This is a genomic window from Christiangramia sp. 3-2217-3z, assembly GCF_051195275.1.
Lineage (GTDB): Bacteria > Bacteroidota > Bacteroidia > Flavobacteriales > Flavobacteriaceae > Christiangramia > Christiangramia marina.
Window position 1 is genome coordinate 128,823 of the sequence record NZ_JBNJLI010000001.1, and the last position, 16,864, is coordinate 145,686.

The following is a 16,864-nucleotide window of genomic DNA, read 5'->3' on the forward strand; positions in this document are numbered from 1 at the left end:
AAGATTTTTAGATAGCTCTTTCTTTAAGCCATGCGTGAAGCACTTCATTGAATTCCTCAGGATGTTCCATCATAGCGGCATGACCACATTGATCGATCCAGTAAAGATCTGAATCTGGTAATAACCTCTGGAAATCCTCAGCAACTTCAGGAGGAGTGACCGTATCATTTTTCCCCCAGATAATGCAGGTAGGCGTTTTCATCTTTGGAAGATCCTTCGCCATATTGTGTCGAATTGCACTCTTGGCAATGGCCAGTGTCTTTACCAGTTTATTTCGATCACTTACTGTTTCATATACTTCATCCACGATCTCCTTGGTTGCAACCTGAGGATCGTAAAAAACAGCTTCAGCTTTTTTCTTGATAAATTCGTAATCACCACGTCTTGGATAACTCTCGCCCATGGCATTCTCATATAAACCAGAACTACCGGTAATAACCAAAGCTTCTACACTTTCAGGAAACATTTTAGTCGCCAGTAGTGCAATATGACCTCCAAGGGAATTACCAAGCAGAATCACTTTTTCGTAACCTTTATGGTCCAGAAATTCTTTAAGATATTTCGCGAACGTTCCTACACTGGTCTTGAGAAGGGACATTGAGTAAAGTGGTAATTCCGGGATTAACACCTTATAGCCATTTTTTGGAAAGTGACTTACAACTCCGTCAAAATTACTTAGGCCTCCCATAAGTCCGTGAAGAATAACAATCGGGGTGCCTTCGCCTTTTTCAAGATATGTGAATTTCCCCTCCTGCCTTAAGTGATCTTTCATTGATAGCCTTTGCGATTAGCAATCGCAAATATAGCGATTTCGATACAAGTATAATCATTTTTGATTAACTGCAAACTCATTTTTGGTAAGTGGCAATATAAGATTTCAGAGAAAAATTAAACTAAATCCTCCACTTTCTCCCACGAATTTTCAAGAGTCTGAATAATAAGGAAATAGAGCTATTTCAAAGGTTTTCAATCACATACGGTGGTAAAACTTATCAACATTGTGGTAGAAAGTGGTAAAATGTGGTATTATTTTCAATATATTTGACTTTATAAAGTCAAATCGTGGTAAATCTCATTGGAACATACGAATGTAAAGTAGATGCTAAGGGCCGGTTAATGGTTCCTTCAGCATTGAAAAAGCAATTGACTCCAATGTTGCAGGATGGTTTTGTGATCAAAAGATCAGTTTTTCAGCCTTGTCTGGAATTATATCCTATGGAACAATGGGATATCATGATGACGAAGATCAATAAACTGAACAGGTTTAAAAAGCAAAACAATGATTTTATAAGAAGGTTTACGGCCGGTGTGAAAACAGTGGAAGTAGACTCGAATGGTCGACTTCTAATTCCGAAGGATCTAATAGGATTTGCCGGAATTGATAAGGAGATTGTCCTGTCTTCTGCGATTGCCATCGTAGAAATATGGGATAAAGATAAATATGAAAACGCCATCGAAGGTTCTTCAGATGATGACTTTGCAAGTCTTGCTGAAGAAGTGATGGGTAACGACGAGCATGATGGACTATCATAATCCTGTTCTTTTAAAGGAATCTGTAGATGGATTGAATATCCAGCCGGATGGAGTTTACGTAGATGTGACCTTTGGAGGCGGTGGTCATTCCAGGGAGATTTTGAGCAGGCTTGGACCTTCTGGGAAATTATACGCCTTTGACCAGGACAGGGATGCGTTGGAGAACAAGATAGAGGATGAACGCTTTACACTTATCAATGAGAACTTTAGATTTCTGAAGAGATTTCTAAGATTCTACGGTGTAAAGGAAGTTGATGGAATTCTTGGTGATTTTGGTGTTTCTTCACATCAGTTCAATGAAGCTGAAAGAGGGTTTTCAACAAGATTCGATGCCAGGCTGGACATGAGAATGAACCAGGGAGATAAGCTTAGTGCATACGAAGTCATTAATGAATACGAAGAGGAGCAACTGAAGAAGTTGTTCTATGCGTATGCAGATTTGAAAAACGCACCCAAACTTGCCCGTACCATCGTGGAAGAAAGAAAAAATGGAGCTATAGAAACCAGTGAGCAACTAAAGGATCTATTGAAGCCGCATTTATTCCGCGGAAAGGAAAATAAGATCCTGGCGCAGATCTATCAGGCAATTCGTATAGAAGTGAATCAGGAAATTGAAGTGCTCAAAGAGTTTCTTCAGCAAACTGAAGAAGTGATCTGTAAAGACGGAAGGTTGAGTTTGATCTCTTACCATTCTCTTGAAGACAGGTTGGTAAAAAGATATATAAGGAGTGGGTTGTTTGAAGGAGAACCGGAGAAAGACATGTATGGTAACATAGATGTCCCTTTCAGGAAAACCAGCGGACTCATCATTCCCTCAAAAGTTGAGATAAAACAAAATAACCGGGCGAGAAGTGCCAAATTAAGGGTGGCGCGTAAGCTTTAAGAATTATGAAGAAAGGGTTTTACAATATACTCAAGGCTAATTTTCTTATTAGCGAAGATGCTGTAAAAAACTGGCGGTTCATTGTCTATTGTACCATTCTGGCAATTATCATGATCGCCAGTTCTCACAATGCAGAGAAGAAGGTGCATCAGATCGCAAGATTAAGCACAGAAGTGAAGGAGTTGAGAAGTGAGCATATTGAACGAAGATCAGATCTAATGAAGATCAAAATGGAATCCACTATCACCGAATCTATGTCGGGTAAAGGTATTGGACCGTCTGATACGCCACCGAACAAAATTAGAGTCATCATAAAAGAATAAACCTTAAATGGCAACAACAGAAAAAAGCATCCTGAATCGTATGTATTTCGTGGCCGGCTGCCTGTTCCTCTTCGCAATCGCGGTAGGGGTGAAATTGCTGAATATTCAGTTTGTTCATGGTGAACATTACAAAAGTCTTGCGGAAGAGCGTACTCTAAGAAATTTTAAAATTCCTGCGAATCGAGGGAATCTTTACGATTCTAATGGAAATCTACTGGCTACTTCAGTTCCCAAATATGACATTCGATTTGATGCCGTAACTGTTTCAGACAAAAATTTTGAAGAGAACATAGGAGAGTTGTCTGCTAAGCTGTCCAAAATGCTAGGACGTTCTGCTTCCTATTATTCCCAGAAATTAAGAACAGCGCGTGCAAATAAACAGCGCTATGTATTGATCGCTAAGAATCTTGGGTATTCAGAATACATGAAGATCAAGAGTTTTCCCATGTTCAATCTTGGTGCTTTCAAAGGTGGAATGATCACGGAACAAAGCACGGTTAGAGAGCATCCTCTTGGTAAAATGGGAGAACGAACCGTGGGCTATGAGCGTAGGGATGAGAATGGATATTTTACACGCGTTGGCCTGGAAGGAGCTTTCAGTAACTACCTGAGAGGTACAGATGGTCGTCGTTTAAAGCAGAAGATAGCTAAAGGACAATGGAAACCTATTAGTGATAATAACGAAATGGAGCCGAAAGATGGTTATGATGTTATTTCTACCATCGATGTAAATATTCAGGATATCGCGCATCATTCACTATTACGTCAATTAGAATATTTTGAGGCAGATCATGGTACTGTGGTGGTGATGGAAACCGCAACCGGTGAGATCAAAGCAATGTCAAATCTTGGGCGCACAAAAGACGGGACTTATTTCGAAAAAAGAAATTACGCAGTATACGAAGCCCACGAGCCTGGTTCTACTTTTAAATTAATGGCGATGGTAGCTGCACTGGAGGATGAGGTAGTGGATACCAGCCAGGTTATTGATACAGAAAAGGGTGTGGTGCGGTTTTACGGTCGCCCTGTACGGGATTCACATCATGGTGGTTATGGTAAAATTTCGGCGGCGAAGGCATTTGAATTGTCTTCTAATACAGCGTTTACCAAAATGATTACTGAAGGTTATAAGAATGACCCGTCCAAATTCGTAGATAGATTATACGACATGGGTCTTAATGATAAGATAGGTCTTGAAATTAAAGGTGAGGGCTCTCCTCGAATTCCTCACCCTCAGGACAAATCCTGGAATGGCTTGAGTTTGCCTTGGATGGCCTTTGGTTATGGGGTGGCAATTACGCCTTTGCAAACGCTAACTTTTTACAATGCGATCGCAAATGACGGTGAAATGATCAAGCCGCGATTTATCAAGGCGGTGAAAGATCGGGATAAGTCTATAATCACCATGGATAAGCAGGTGATGAACCCATCTATCTGTTCTCCAGAAACTGCAGCCAAGGTTCGTGAGATGATGAAGAATACGGTTGAACGCGGCACAGCTGCCAATATCTATACTGAAAACTTTTCGATGGCCGGTAAGACAGGAACGTGCCAGACCGAATACTGGATAGAACCAGGTAGATATATAGCTTCTTTTGCCGGATATTTTCCTGCCGAAGATCCTAAATACTCCTGTATTGTGGTGATTCATAAGCCTAATAGAAGAAAAGGGTATTATGGAAATATCGTAGCAGCTCCTGTTTTTAAAGATATTGCCAGAAAGATCTATACCGACACACCGGTGATGGATGAGCTTGAAAATCTTGATTTTGAAGACGAGGATATCCAAGCCGACTTTGACACGTACTACGCAAGCATACAGGATGAAAAAATGCTGATGCCAGATGTTACCGGAATGCCGGCAATGGATGCGATCTCTATCCTTGAGAATCTTGGGATACAGGTTCGCTTGAATGGAAAAGGAGTAGTGAAAAGACAATCTGTTTCGGCAGGAAAGAAATTAGATAATAACGCCATCGTAAATCTTGAATTGAGTTAATGCAGGTTTTAAAAGACATACTCTATAAAGTAAATATTAAGTCGGTTTCCGGAGATACCGGGGTGACCATACGCGATATTCATTTCGATTCCAGAAAAGTTTCTCTAAATGATGTTTTCATCGCTATTCGAGGAAGCTTAAGTGACGGTCATGACTATATTAAAAATGCTGAAAATCAGGGAGCACTTGCTATTGTATGTGAGGAGCTTCCGAAGGAAAAGGTGAATGGTGTTACTTATATTGAAGTAGCAGATTCCAAGAGGGCGCTGGCGTATATTTCAGCTAATTATTACGAGAATCCTTCAGAAAACCTAAAACTGGTGGGAGTTACCGGAACCAATGGGAAAACGACCATTGCGACTTTGCTATATGATTTATTTACCAAAGCTGGATTTAAATGCGGACTACTTTCTACGGTGAAAATCATGGTTGGAAATGAAGAACGTACCGCCATTCGAACGACTCCAGATTCCATAAGTATCAATTCACATCTAAGTGATATGAATGATGCCGGTGTGGAATTCTGCTTTATGGAAGTAAGTTCACATGGAATCGATCAGCATCGTACGACGGCTCTCAAATTTCAAGGCGGAATTTTCACGAACCTCTCGCATGATCACCTGGATTACCATAAGGATTTTGCAGAATATCGTGATGTGAAAAAAAGGTTTTTTGATGAATTGCCAGCTTCAGCTTTTGCACTTACTAATATCGATGATAAGAATGGTGATATAATGCTTCAGAATACAAAAGCGAAGAAATACAGCTACGCTTTAAAATCCTATGCAGATTACCAGGCTCAGATTCTTGAAAACAATTTTACAGGATTGCTTCTGAAAGTAAGAGACCAGGAATTATGGTCCAGACTGATAGGAACTTTTAACGCTTATAATGTACTTGCTATTTATGCCACTGCGGAATTATTGGGATTAAAAACCCTGGAAACACTTCGAATTATAAGCGAACTGAGTTCGGTTAGTGGGAGGTTTCAGTATATAATTTCAGAAAAAGAAAAGGTAACAGCAATTGTTGACTACGCACATACACCCGATGCACTGAAGAATGTATTGGAGACCATCAACAGTATTCGCACCAAGAATGAAAACTTGATTACGGTGGTAGGCTGTGGTGGTGACAGAGACAGTACTAAGAGACCAAAAATGGGGCATATTGCTTCTGCATTAAGCACCAAAGTGATCTTCACCAGCGATAATCCAAGAACCGAAGATCCGGATAAGATCATCGAGGACGTGGAAGCTGGAGTGGAGCCCCAGAACTTCAAAAAGATAATGAGCGTAACCAACCGAAAACAGGCAATTCGAACGGCCTGCCAGATGGCTACAAACAACGATATTATACTAATTGCCGGGAAAGGTCATGAGACTTATCAGGAGGTAAACGGAGAACGATTTGATTTTGATGACCTCAAAATTGTAAAGGAATTTCTAAAAACTCTGGATAAATAATGCTGTATTACCTGTTTAAATTTTTAGAAGATAGATATCAGCTGCCAGGAGCACAGTTATTTGAGTTCCTGTCGTTCAGGTCTGCAATGGCGATCATATTATCGCTGGGAATTTCTACGATCTATGGAAAACACATTATCAATTACCTGAGAGCTAAACAAATAGGTGAGAGCGTTAGAGATCTTGGGCTAAAGGGTCAGACAGAAAAAGCAGGTACACCAACCATGGGAGGCGTAATCATTATAGTTGCGACGCTAATCCCTGTTTTGTTGTTCGCAAAGCTGGAAAATATCTACGTCATCCTGTTGATCATAACCACCCTATGGATGGGTGCGATCGGGTTCCTGGATGATTATATCAAGACATTTAAGAAAGATAAAGAAGGATTAAAGGGAATTTTTAAAGTGATCGGTCAGATTGGACTTGGTCTAATTGTAGGATGTACCATGTATTTCCATCCGCAGATTACTACAAAGGAAGTAATTACGGACACGAATCCTACTGAAAATGTGATTGCCAGAGCTGAGGTTGTGGATATGGGTCCGGAAGTAAAGGATACCAGTACAACCATTCCGTTTGTTAAGGACAACGAATTTGAATACTCCAGTTTAATAAGCTGGATAGATGCAGATCTTGTAAACTATGCGTGGCTGATATTTATTCCTATTGTGATCTTTATCGTAACGGCAGTGTCTAATGGTGCGAACCTTACTGATGGTATTGATGGACTCGCCGCTGGATCATCGGCCATTATTGTATTAACCCTGGGAATCTTTGCCTGGGTTTCGGGTAATATCATATTTTCAGATTACCTGAATATCATGTACATCCCACGGTCTGGTGAGATGACCATTTTTATAACGGCTTTTGCCGGTGCTTTAGTTGGTTTCCTTTGGTATAACACATATCCAGCCCAGGTTTTTATGGGAGATACCGGAAGTCTAACCATTGGAGGAATTATCGCAGTGCTTGCGATTGCGACCAGAAAGGAATTACTAATACCATTACTATGTGGAATTTTCCTGGTGGAAAATCTTTCAGTAGTACTACAGGTAGGCTGGTTCAAATGGACTAAGAGAAAATTTGGTGAAGGAAGAAGGATATTTTTGATGTCCCCTCTTCATCATCATTATCAGAAAAAAGGCAGACATGAAAGTAAGATCGTAGTAAGATTCTGGATTATCGGAATTTTCCTGGCGATACTTACCATCGTCACCTTAAAAGTACGCTAGGATGGAAAGACTGGTCATATTAGGAGGTGGAGAAAGTGGAGTTGGTACGGCAATTCTCGGGAAACAGAAGGGCTACGAGGTTTTTCTTTCAGATAAAGGAAGGATCAAGGATAAGTACCGTGATGTTCTTACAAAACTGGAAATAGATTGGGAAGATGAGAAACATACAGAAGAAAAGATTCTGAATGCAAATGTGGTGATGAAAAGCCCTGGTATTCCAGAAACTGCTGCACTTGTTGTAAAACTTCGGAAGAACGATATTCCTGTTATCTCAGAAATTGAATTCGCTTCCTGGTTTTCTGAAACTCCGGTAATTGGAATTACAGGAAGCAACGGTAAAACAACGGTGACCAACCTGATACAGCATTTACTGAAGAACGGCGAGGTAAATTCAGGAATGGGTGGAAATATTGGAAACAGCTATGCGAAAATGGTTGCTGAAAATAAGCATAATTGGTTTGTTCTGGAATTATCCAGTTTTCAACTGGATGGAATCGAAGATTTCAAACCGCATATAGCCATTTTGACCAACATTACGCCAGATCATTTAGATCGCTATGATTACAAATTTGAAAATTATATAGAATCAAAATTCAGAATAACAAAGAATCAAACAGCCGAAGATTATTTCATCTACGATGCAGATGATCCAGTGATCACAGAATGGCTTGAGAAAAATCCTGTGATAGCACAAAAGTTGCCATTTTCGATGGAAAAGAAACTTGAAAAAGGCGCTTACTTAGAAGATACCAACATTGTTATAAAAATAAATAATACCGAGTTTACTATGTCAACATCAGATATATCCCTACAGGGCAAACACAACACCAAGAATGCAATGGCTGCGGCCACCGTTTCTCAGTTGCTTAGAATTAGAAAGCAAACCATAAGAGAAAGCATGGCTAATTTTCAAGGTGTGGAACATCGTCTGGAAAAGGTGCTAAAGATCAACAATGTGATGTATATCAACGATTCCAAAGCGACCAACGTAAATGCAACTTATTACGCATTAGAAAGTATGGAATCTGAAACAGTATGGATCCTTGGAGGTGTGGATAAAGGCAATGTTTATGATGATCTACTTCCTTTAGTGAATGAAAAAGTAAAGGCGATCATCTGTTTAGGAGTTGACAACGAGAAAATCAAAAGAGCTTTTGGAAATATCGTGGAGAACCTTGTAGAAACCGGGTCTATGGATGAGGCAGTTAAAATGGCTTACAGATTAGCAGATAAAGGTGATAATGTGTTATTGTCTCCGGCATGTGCGAGTTTCGATCTATTCGAAAATTATGAGGATAGAGGCAGACAGTTTAAGAATGCCGTTCGTAATCTATAAGAATTAATAAAATTATTGAATAGGATAATGAGCAACGTATTTGCAAATTTAAAAGGTGATAAAGTGATCTGGGCGGTAGCAGCTTTGCTGGCGATCTTTTCCTTTTTGCCGGTGTACAGCGCCAGTAGTAACCTGGCCTATCTCCACGGAGATGGTAGTACTACCGGATTTCTTATCATGCACTTTTTTCACTTGCTTCTTGGTTTTTGCCTGTTATTCGCAGTACATAAAATACCTTATCATTACTTTCGGGGAATAAGTATTTTGCTACTCCCCATAGTAATTATTTTGCTGATTTTTACAATCGCCCAGGGGACCACTATTGATGGTGCCTATGCCAGTAGATGGATACGTATTCCGGTATTAAATGTATCCTTCCAGTCTTCAACTCTGGCTTCGGTCGTATTGATGGTTTATGTAGCAAGATATCTCTCTAAGATCACCGAGAAAAAAGTAACATTTAAGGAGACAATAATTCCGCTATGGGCGCCTGTTTTCGCCGTATTAGTGCTAATTTTGCCGGCCAATTTCTCCACAACGGCGATCATTTTTGTCATGACGCTGATACTGATGTTCTTAGGAGGTTATCCTATCAAATACCTATCAGCCATTGTTGGTGTCGGCATTGTAATGCTGGGAATTTTTGTGCTAACAGCTAAAGCATTTCCAGGTTTATTACCAAACAGGATCGATACCTGGTCAAGCCGAATTGAAACCTTTTTCGATGGAGAGGAAGCAGATGAACAATACCAGGTCGAGAAGGCTAAGATTGCGATCGCTCAGGGAGGTATTACAGGAACTGGAATTGGTAAAAGTGTACAAAGAAATTTTTTACCCCAATCTTCTTCAGATTTCATTTACGCGATCATCGTGGAGGAAATGGGGTTAATAGGAGCTTTTGGAGTAATGCTGGCTTATTTGCTTCTGTTATTCAGGATTGTCATTGTTGCAACCAAAGCAAGTAGCATATTTGGTAAACTGGTGGTAATGGGCGTAGGATTGCCTATAGTTTTCCAGGCGCTTATCAACATGGGTGTCGCGGTGGAATTATTTCCGGTAACAGGACAAACCTTGCCACTGGTAAGTAGTGGGGGAACGTCCATCTGGATGACCTGCATCGCACTTGGAATTATACTGAGTGTAAGTGCAAGAAGAGAAGAGATTAAAGAATTTGAAAATGAGAGCCTGAATGGCGAGGAAGAGAATCCTCTGGATATTTTGAGCGAAGCGATATGAAGAAGAACATGCGAGTTATATTATCAGGTGGCGGAACAGGTGGGCATATCTATCCTGCGATCGCTATTGCAGATGAGATAAAAAATCGTCATCCAGAAGCTGAGATATTGTTCGTAGGTGCGAAGAACCGCATGGAAATGGAGAAGGTGCCTCAGGCTGGTTATAAGATAGAAGGTCTGTGGATCACAGGGATCGATCGTTCCTTAAGTCTAAGAAATTTATCTTTTCCTTTTAAGTTAATTAGTAGTATCTCAAAATCGAGAAAGATTGTAAAGAGATTTAAGCCAGATGTAGTCGTTGGTACGGGTGGATTTGCCAGCGGACCATTACTGCGTGTAGCGATCTCCAGAAATATTCCAACGCTGGTGCAGGAACAGAATAGTCTTCCAGGTATCACAAATAAAATACTAGCCAAGAACGCAAGTGTTATCTGTGCTGCCTATGAAAAAGTAAAAGATTATTTCCCTGCGGAAAAAACTGTCATTACTGGGAACCCGGTTAGACAGGATTTGCTTAAGGTAAATACACTAAGGCAGGAAGCTCAGGAATATTTTAAACTGAAGACTGGAAAGAAAACAGTACTAATTTTAGGCGGAAGCCTGGGAGCAAGAAGGATCAATAAACTTATTGAAACCTATTTGAAAAGGTTCGAACAGGAAAATGTACAATTGATCTGGCAAATTGGGAAATTGTATTATTCAGATTATAAGAAGTACGCTTCAGAAGCTATCGTGGCGAAGGAATATATCAATCGTATGGACCTTGCCTATGCAGCTGCAGATGTGATCATTTCAAGAGCTGGAGCTGGAAGCGTTTCAGAATTATGCATAGTAGGAAAACCGGTGTTATTTATCCCTTCCCCTAATGTTGCTGAAAATCATCAGGCGAAAAATGCCATGGCGGTAACAGATCATGATGCGGCATTGATGATTACTGAAGATGAACTTACAGAAAAATTTGATCCATGCTTTTTCAGTTTTTTAAAGGATGAAAGAAGACTGGAAAGATTTTCAAGAAATATAAAACAACTGGCGCTGCCTAACGCCACATCAGATATTGTCGACGAAGTAGAAAAGCTGGTAGAAAGAAACTAATGAAGAACCCTGATCACATAGAACATTTTTATTTCATCGGTATCGGTGGAATTGGGATGAGTGCGCTCGCCAGATATTTTCAGGCGAAGGGCTCTAAGGTTTGTGGTTACGATCGTACACCTTCGAAACTTACAGCAGAACTGGAGAAGGAAGGAATTAATATTAGTTATGCAGATGAGGTTGAGGCTATTCCACAGAATATTTTAGAGGATGTGGAAAACAGCCTCGTGGTGTATACTCCTGCAGTTCCAAAAGGTCATAAACAGTTTAATTATTTTCAACAGGAAGGATTTGAGGTCGTTAAAAGATCTGAATTACTAGGAATGGTTACCGTTAATAAATACTGCCTGGCCGTTGCCGGTACTCACGGAAAAACTACCACAACCGCTATTTTAGGTCATTTGCTTAAAGAAACTGGCGCGAAAGTAACTGCATTCCTGGGTGGTATTAGTGAAGATATTCAGTCAAACCTGATCATGCAGGGCGATGAGGTCGTAGTAGTAGAAGCAGATGAGTTTGATCGTTCATTCCTTCGGCTTTCTCCCAATATTGCGGCGATTACTTCTATGGATGCAGACCATCTTGATATCTACGGAAGTAAAGAAGAACTGGAAAAATCGTTTAAGGACTTTGCTGCAAAAATACCTGAAAGCGGCACTTTATTCGTAAATAACAAATTATCTCTAAGCGGAAAGACTCTTGGCATAAATGATGCGAGTGATTATTCAGCTAAGAACGTAAAGATTGAGAATGGTACTTATGTCTTTGATCTAAAGACTCCTTCTCAAACTATAGAAAATTTAAGATTTAATCTACCCGGCAATCACAATTTGCTGAATGCTATAACAGCCTTGGCGATGGCGATCGAATACGGATCCCCAACCATCGATCTGGCCAGGGCTTTATATTCTTTCAAAGGTGTTAGACGTAGATTCAATTATAAGATTAAAACTGATAAACTGGTGTTAATTGATGACTATGCTCATCATCCTACAGAGATTTCTGCAGTACATCAGGCGGTTCGTGCAATGTACCCAGACAAAATTGTTCTTGCGGTTTTTCAACCCCACTTGTTTAGCCGTACCCGTGACTTCGCTGAAGATTTTGCCTCCAGCCTTTCAGAATTTGATAAGGTCTTTCTCATGGATATTTATCCCGCACGAGAAACCCCAATCGAAGGCATCACTTCAGCCTGGTTACTGGAACAAATAGAAAATGATTACAAGAGACTTGTTAGCAAACATGATCTTATTGATTCTATAAGGTCTGAATATGCAGATGTTGTAGTAATGATGGGCGCTGGCGATATTGGAGATGAAGTTGAATCTGTTCAAAATGCATTACAGAATGAAGCGTAGTCTAAAGTTTTTAAAGCCTCTAATTTTAATTCTCCTAGTAGGAGGACTTTATGGTTTTGCAGAACATCGCCATAAGAACAGAAAATTAACCAATATCAAGGTTAGTTTTACCGAGACAGAGAACCTCTATGTGACTGAGGAAGTGGTTAATAAATTGTTAATACAATCTAATGACAGTATCTCGAGTATAGATAAAGAAACTTTAGATTTGAATAGAGTGGAAGCCATGCTGAACGATCACGACATGATTGAAAATGCAGAAGTATTTCTAACACTCGACGGAAAATTGAAAGCAACCGTAAGTCAGAGAAAGCCAATAGGCAGGGTAGCTGGAAATTCTTCATTTTACCTGGATAGAAATGGGGAGATCATGCCATTATCAGAATATTACTCGGCTAGAGTGCCACTAATGTTCGGTTTTGATGGAAGTACTGTAGCTGAAGTTTACGGGGTCGTAAGTTATATTCAGAATGATGACTTTCTAAGGAAACATATAACGGGCATTACTCGTTTAAATGCTGAAGCCTATGCTTTAGAACTTAGAGAGAATGATTTTCAAGTTTATTTTGGAGATACTACAAAGATAGATCTCAAGTTTAACAATTTTAAAGCCTTTTACAAAAAGGCTAAGAAGGATAAGAAATTAAATACCTACAAAAAAGTGAACCTACAATTTGGAGATCAGGTTGTGTGCACGAAAAAATAGTTTATGGAACAGAACGATATTGCAGTAGGATTAGATATTGGAACTACCAAGATTGTGGCTATGATCGGCCGCAAGAATGAGTATGGAAAAGTAGAGATCGTAGGCATAGGAAAATCAAAATCCCTGGGCGTACATCGCGGAGTGGTGAATAATATCACCCAGACAATCCAGTCTATCCAGCAGGCAATACAGGAAGCAGAAGCCGATAGCGGTTTAAAGATCAGTGAAGTGGTAGTTGGAATTGCGGGACAGCATATTCGAAGCCTTCAGCATAGTGACTATATCACCAGGCAGAATCCTGATGAGGTTATAGATTCTGAAGACATTCATACGTTGTGCAACCAGGTCCATAAACTGGTTATGCTACCGGGAGAAGAGATCATTCATGTGCTTCCGCAGGAATTTAAAGTAGACGGACAGGCAGAAATTAAAGAGCCTATCGGGATGTACGGTGGAAGACTGGAAGCTAATTTTCATGTGGTTGTTGGACAGGTTTCTTCCATAAGAAATATTGGTCGATGCGTAAAAAGCGCAGGTCTGGAACTTTCAGCAGTGACTCTGGAGCCGTTAGCTTCAGCAAATGCTGTTCTCAGTCAGGAGGAAAAAGAGGCAGGTGTGGCACTTATCGATATAGGTGGTGGTACGACAGATCTTGCCATTTTTAAAGATGGAATCATCAGGCATACTGCGGTAATTCCTTTCGGTGGAAATGTGATTACTGAAGATATTAAGGAAGGATGTTCAATTATTGAAAAGCAGGCAGAATTACTCAAGATCAAATTTGGATCAGCATGGCCGGGTGAAAACAAGGATAATGAGATCGTTTCTATTCCAGGTTTACGTGGAAGAGAGCCGAAGGAGATCACTTTGAAGAATCTTTCCAAGATCATCCATGCACGAGTAGTAGAGATCATCGATCAGGTTTACCTGGAGATCAAAAATTATGGTCACGATGAGCAAAAGAAAAAATTGATCGCTGGAATCGTTCTTACCGGAGGTGGTGCTCAGTTAAAGCATCTTAAGCAACTGGTAGAATATATCACGGGAATGGATACAAGAATAGGATATCCTAACGAACATCTGGCCGGAAATAACGATTCAGAAACCACCAGTCCGGTATATGCTACGGCAGTTGGATTGGTAATGAATAGCCTTGAAAAAGGGAATAACAAGTATCAGGAGGAAGTTGTGCTCTCTAAAAACCAAATGGTAGAAGATGAGGTTGATGAGCAAAATCATGATGAGGACGATGATGAGTATGATACTTACAGGGAAGAGCCCTCTTCCAATAAGGTTGCTCGAAAAAGCATCTTTGATAAATGGGCAGAGAAATTCAAGGATTTCTTAGACAATGCAGAATAAAATAGATACAATACAACCAGTAAAACAGAGTTTATGAGCAGTACAGAATTTGGAGACATCTCATTCGATTTACCAAAAAACCAATCGAACGTCATCAAAGTGATTGGAGTTGGAGGTGGAGGAAGCAACGCCATTAACCATATGTTCCAGGCAGGAATAAAAGGGGTTGATTTTGTTGTTTGTAATACCGACTCCCAGGCTTTGGAGAACAGTTCGGTTCCAAACAAAATCCAGTTAGGGGTAACTTTAACTGAAGGACTTGGAGCAGGAGCGAACCCTGAGATCGGTGAGAAAGCGGCAGTAGAAAGCTTTGAGGAAATTAAGCAAATGTTGGATACCAATACCAAGATGATCTTTATCACGGCAGGTATGGGTGGTGGTACCGGGACTGGTGCTGCTCCAATAATTGCAAAACAGGCAAAAGAACTGGATATTTTAACGGTTGGTATCGTGACCATTCCATTTCAGTTCGAGGGAAGAAACAGAAACGAACAGGCACAATTAGGAGTTGAAAGACTGCGTAAGCATGTAGATTCACTCATCGTGATCAATAATAACAAACTTCGTGAGGTTTATGGAAATCTTGGTTTTAAAGCCGGATTCTCGAAAGCTGATGAAGTGTTGGCAACTGCATCCAGAGGAATTGCAGAAGTTATAACGCACCATTATACTCAGAATATTGACCTTCGCGATGCGAAGACTGTATTGAGTAATTCTGGAACTGCAATTATGGGTTCTGCCCAGGCTTCAGGAGCCAGTAGAGCTACAGATGCGATCATGAAAGCACTTGATTCGCCATTATTGAACGATAATAAGATCACCGGAGCCAAAAATGTTTTACTGCTAATTGTATCTGGTAACGAGGAGATCACTATCGATGAAATTGGAGAGATCAATGATCATATTCAGCTTGAAGCTGGACATAGTGCTAACATCATTATGGGTGTTGGTGAGGACGAATCTCTTGAAGACTCTATTGCTGTAACTATTATCGCTACTGGTTTTGATGTAGAACAGCAAAATGAGATCACTAATACGGAAACTAAAAAGATCATTCATACCCTGGAAGACGAGCAAAGAGCCGAGCAGGAGTTGATCGCTAAAAGAACTGGTTCTGTTTCTGAAGTATCTCAGGACAGGAATGATGATATTGAAGATGCTCAAATAGAATTTGAAGCACCTAAAAAGGAAGAAAAGATCGTTCATACTCTTGATGAAAATGTAGAGGAAGTAGACGAGGTTGGTAAAATTCAGAAAAAGGTAGAAGATATTTATAAAACACCAGATTTCGCAAGAAAGCTTGATGTTATCTATGAGGAAGTGAATCCTGAAGAGTTTATCATCAATGATACTTCGGAAACACTGGATACCGAAAATTTTAAGGAATCTGAAGAAGGTAAATCTGAAAGTGAAGATCAGTTCATGTTTACTTTCGATATTCCAATGAATCAGAAGGAAGAGAAGAAACAGACTTCAGAAAAGAAAGAAGAGGTAAAGCGTCATTCTTTAAACGAAGAAGAGGAAGAGTCTGCAAGAAATATACGAGTGAACGAACATGTTGAGATTGTTCCTGTAACCGAAAATTCTGCCACGGGAGTAAAGCGATATAGTCTTGATGATTATATGGAAGTGGAGCAACAACTTGAAAGTTCCAAGGCTCCGGAAAAGGAAGAAGAAAAGGATGAGACAGTGGCTTTTGAGAAAAAGACTGTAGCTCCAGCTCCTTCAAGAGAAAATGACAATGATGAGCATGATCCATTTGATAATCCAATTTCTTCTGAAGTTGTGCGTCAACGCACGGCAGAGCGTAAAGCGAAGATGAAGGAGTTCAATTACAAGTTTAGAACTGGTTCAGCACAGATCGACGAGATCGAAAAGCAGCCGGCTTATAAAAGAGCTGGAATCGAGTTAAATAATTCGAAGCCTGGCGAAAGCAAACTTTCCAGAACCAGCATCGAGCAGGATGACAATAACGAATTGCATTTTAGAAAGAACAATTCTTTCTTGCATGATAATGTGGACTAAAAGTCACCATAGTGAAACAAAAAAGCTGCCCTTTGGCAGCTTTTTTTATGTTCAGATTTTGCGAACTAATTACTTTCGTGCAGGAACTTCATCTGTATCTCTTCGATATTTAAGCATGGAAATTCCTGCTACGAAGAATACAAATCCCAGGATGGTAAGTGCCCAGGGGCTTAACATAAGTGCTATACTTCCAAAGATTCCTAAGACTCCCATTACCAGTGCGATCGCACCACCAACGGTCATAATCATTGCTAAAACTTTAATCATAAGACATTAAAATATTGGTTATCAGAATTAAAAGTATCTATTTA

At 40.0% G+C, this 16,864-nt stretch carries 15 protein-coding genes; 13 read left to right on the forward strand and 2 right to left on the reverse strand.

All coding sequences use genetic code 11. From position 1 onward, the window contains the following. Positions 1 to 7: 7 nt before the first annotated feature. A complete protein-coding gene (locus tag ACSHZO_RS00625) occupies positions 8 to 772 on the reverse strand; it encodes an alpha/beta fold hydrolase (protein ID WP_298248067.1) in 765 nt (254 codons plus the stop codon). A 290-nt stretch (positions 773 to 1,062) separates the two neighbouring features. On the opposite strand from ACSHZO_RS00625, the gene mraZ reads away from it, so the two are divergent. Genes mraZ through ftsZ form a run of 13 tightly spaced genes read left to right on the forward strand, consistent with a single transcriptional unit; the run spans position 1,063 to position 16,553 of the window. Next, positions 1,063 to 1,533: a division/cell wall cluster transcriptional repressor MraZ gene (gene mraZ, locus ACSHZO_RS00630; protein WP_295178065.1), complete on the forward strand. Its 471-nt coding sequence runs from the start codon at positions 1,063 to 1,065 to the stop codon at positions 1,531 to 1,533. Next, on the forward strand, positions 1,520 to 2,416 hold the full coding sequence (gene rsmH / locus ACSHZO_RS00635) for a 16S rRNA (cytosine(1402)-N(4))-methyltransferase RsmH (RefSeq protein WP_298248088.1): 897 nt from the start codon (positions 1,520 to 1,522) through the stop codon (positions 2,414 to 2,416). The genes mraZ and rsmH overlap by 14 nt, the downstream gene beginning before the upstream one ends. Before the next feature lie 5 nt (positions 2,417 to 2,421). Beyond that, the gene (locus ACSHZO_RS00640) at positions 2,422 to 2,739 is read left to right on the forward strand and encodes an FtsL-like putative cell division protein (RefSeq protein WP_298248068.1); all 318 of its coding nucleotides are present in this window, start codon (positions 2,422 to 2,424) and stop codon (positions 2,737 to 2,739) included. Positions 2,740 to 2,746: 7 nt separating this feature from the next. Continuing rightward, positions 2,747 to 4,738 carry a penicillin-binding protein gene (locus tag ACSHZO_RS00645; protein WP_298248069.1) on the forward strand — a complete coding sequence of 664 codons (1,992 nt, stop codon included), beginning with the start codon at positions 2,747 to 2,749 and terminating at the stop codon, positions 4,736 to 4,738. Beyond that, positions 4,738 to 6,204, forward strand: a complete 1,467-nt coding sequence (locus tag ACSHZO_RS00650) for a UDP-N-acetylmuramoyl-L-alanyl-D-glutamate--2,6-diaminopimelate ligase (RefSeq protein WP_298248070.1) — start codon at positions 4,738 to 4,740, stop codon at positions 6,202 to 6,204. Before ACSHZO_RS00645 ends, ACSHZO_RS00650 begins: the two co-directional genes overlap by 1 nt. Continuing rightward, positions 6,204 to 7,436, forward strand: a complete 1,233-nt coding sequence (gene mraY, locus ACSHZO_RS00655) for a phospho-N-acetylmuramoyl-pentapeptide-transferase (RefSeq protein ID WP_295178058.1) — start codon at positions 6,204 to 6,206, stop codon at positions 7,434 to 7,436. The genes ACSHZO_RS00650 and mraY overlap by 1 nt, the downstream gene beginning before the upstream one ends. Before the next feature lies 1 nt (position 7,437). Beyond that, on the forward strand, positions 7,438 to 8,772 hold the full coding sequence (gene murD / locus ACSHZO_RS00660; RefSeq protein ID WP_298248071.1) for a UDP-N-acetylmuramoyl-L-alanine--D-glutamate ligase: 1,335 nt from the start codon (positions 7,438 to 7,440) through the stop codon (positions 8,770 to 8,772). Positions 8,773 to 8,799: 27 nt separating this feature from the next. Then, entirely contained in the window at positions 8,800 to 10,008 is a 1,209-nt protein-coding gene (locus ACSHZO_RS00665) for an FtsW/RodA/SpoVE family cell cycle protein (RefSeq protein WP_298248072.1), read from the forward strand. Then, positions 10,005 to 11,102, forward strand: a complete 1,098-nt coding sequence (murG, locus tag ACSHZO_RS00670; RefSeq protein WP_298248073.1) for an undecaprenyldiphospho-muramoylpentapeptide beta-N-acetylglucosaminyltransferase — start codon at positions 10,005 to 10,007, stop codon at positions 11,100 to 11,102. Before ACSHZO_RS00665 ends, murG begins: the two co-directional genes overlap by 4 nt. After that, entirely contained in the window at positions 11,102 to 12,460 is a 1,359-nt protein-coding gene (gene murC / locus ACSHZO_RS00675) for a UDP-N-acetylmuramate--L-alanine ligase (protein WP_298248074.1), read from the forward strand. Before murG ends, murC begins: the two co-directional genes overlap by 1 nt. Then, positions 12,450 to 13,166, forward strand: a complete 717-nt coding sequence (locus ACSHZO_RS00680; RefSeq protein ID WP_298248075.1) for a cell division protein FtsQ/DivIB — start codon at positions 12,450 to 12,452, stop codon at positions 13,164 to 13,166. Before murC ends, ACSHZO_RS00680 begins: the two co-directional genes overlap by 11 nt. A 3-nt stretch (positions 13,167 to 13,169) precedes the next feature. After that, on the forward strand, positions 13,170 to 14,528 hold the full coding sequence (gene ftsA / locus ACSHZO_RS00685; protein ID WP_141876890.1) for a cell division protein FtsA: 1,359 nt from the start codon (positions 13,170 to 13,172) through the stop codon (positions 14,526 to 14,528). 33 nt (positions 14,529 to 14,561) lie between these two features. Next, positions 14,562 to 16,553: a cell division protein FtsZ gene (gene ftsZ / locus ACSHZO_RS00690; protein WP_298248076.1), complete on the forward strand. Its 1,992-nt coding sequence runs from the start codon at positions 14,562 to 14,564 to the stop codon at positions 16,551 to 16,553. A gap of 69 nt (positions 16,554 to 16,622) precedes the next feature. On the opposite strand, the gene ACSHZO_RS00695 is transcribed toward ftsZ, so the two are convergent. Beyond that, the gene (locus ACSHZO_RS00695) at positions 16,623 to 16,820 is read right to left on the reverse strand and encodes a hypothetical protein (protein ID WP_141876892.1); all 198 of its coding nucleotides are present in this window, start codon (positions 16,818 to 16,820) and stop codon (positions 16,623 to 16,625) included. Positions 16,821 to 16,864 lie beyond the last annotated feature (44 nt).

Excerpts from the sequence above, each read along its gene's own strand:
- murD (WP_298248071.1), top strand. The coding sequence starts at position 7,438 with ATGGAAAGACTGGTCATATTAGGAGGTGGAGAAAGTGGAGTTGGTACG.
- ACSHZO_RS00680 (WP_298248075.1), top strand. The coding sequence starts at position 12,450 with ATGAAGCGTAGTCTAAAGTTTTTAAAGCCTCTAATTTTAATTCTCCTA.
- ftsZ (WP_298248076.1), top strand. The coding sequence starts at position 14,562 with ATGAGCAGTACAGAATTTGGAGACATCTCATTCGATTTACCAAAAAAC.
- ACSHZO_RS00665 (WP_298248072.1), top strand. The coding sequence starts at position 8,800 with ATGAGCAACGTATTTGCAAATTTAAAAGGTGATAAAGTGATCTGGGCG.
- ACSHZO_RS00645 (WP_298248069.1), top strand. The coding sequence starts at position 2,747 with ATGGCAACAACAGAAAAAAGCATCCTGAATCGTATGTATTTCGTGGCC.
- ACSHZO_RS00640 (WP_298248068.1), top strand. The coding sequence starts at position 2,422 with ATGAAGAAAGGGTTTTACAATATACTCAAGGCTAATTTTCTTATTAGC.
- murC (WP_298248074.1), top strand. The coding sequence starts at position 11,102 with ATGAAGAACCCTGATCACATAGAACATTTTTATTTCATCGGTATCGGT.
- ACSHZO_RS00625 (WP_298248067.1), bottom strand. The coding sequence starts at position 772 with ATGAAAGATCACTTAAGGCAGGAGGGGAAATTCACATATCTTGAAAAA.
- rsmH (WP_298248088.1), top strand. The coding sequence starts at position 1,520 with ATGGACTATCATAATCCTGTTCTTTTAAAGGAATCTGTAGATGGATTG.
- ACSHZO_RS00650 (WP_298248070.1), top strand. The coding sequence starts at position 4,738 with ATGCAGGTTTTAAAAGACATACTCTATAAAGTAAATATTAAGTCGGTT.
- murG (WP_298248073.1), top strand. The coding sequence starts at position 10,005 with ATGAAGAAGAACATGCGAGTTATATTATCAGGTGGCGGAACAGGTGGG.
- mraY (WP_295178058.1), top strand. The coding sequence starts at position 6,204 with ATGCTGTATTACCTGTTTAAATTTTTAGAAGATAGATATCAGCTGCCA.
- ACSHZO_RS00695 (WP_141876892.1), bottom strand. The coding sequence starts at position 16,820 with ATGATTAAAGTTTTAGCAATGATTATGACCGTTGGTGGTGCGATCGCA.
- ftsA (WP_141876890.1), top strand. The coding sequence starts at position 13,170 with ATGGAACAGAACGATATTGCAGTAGGATTAGATATTGGAACTACCAAG.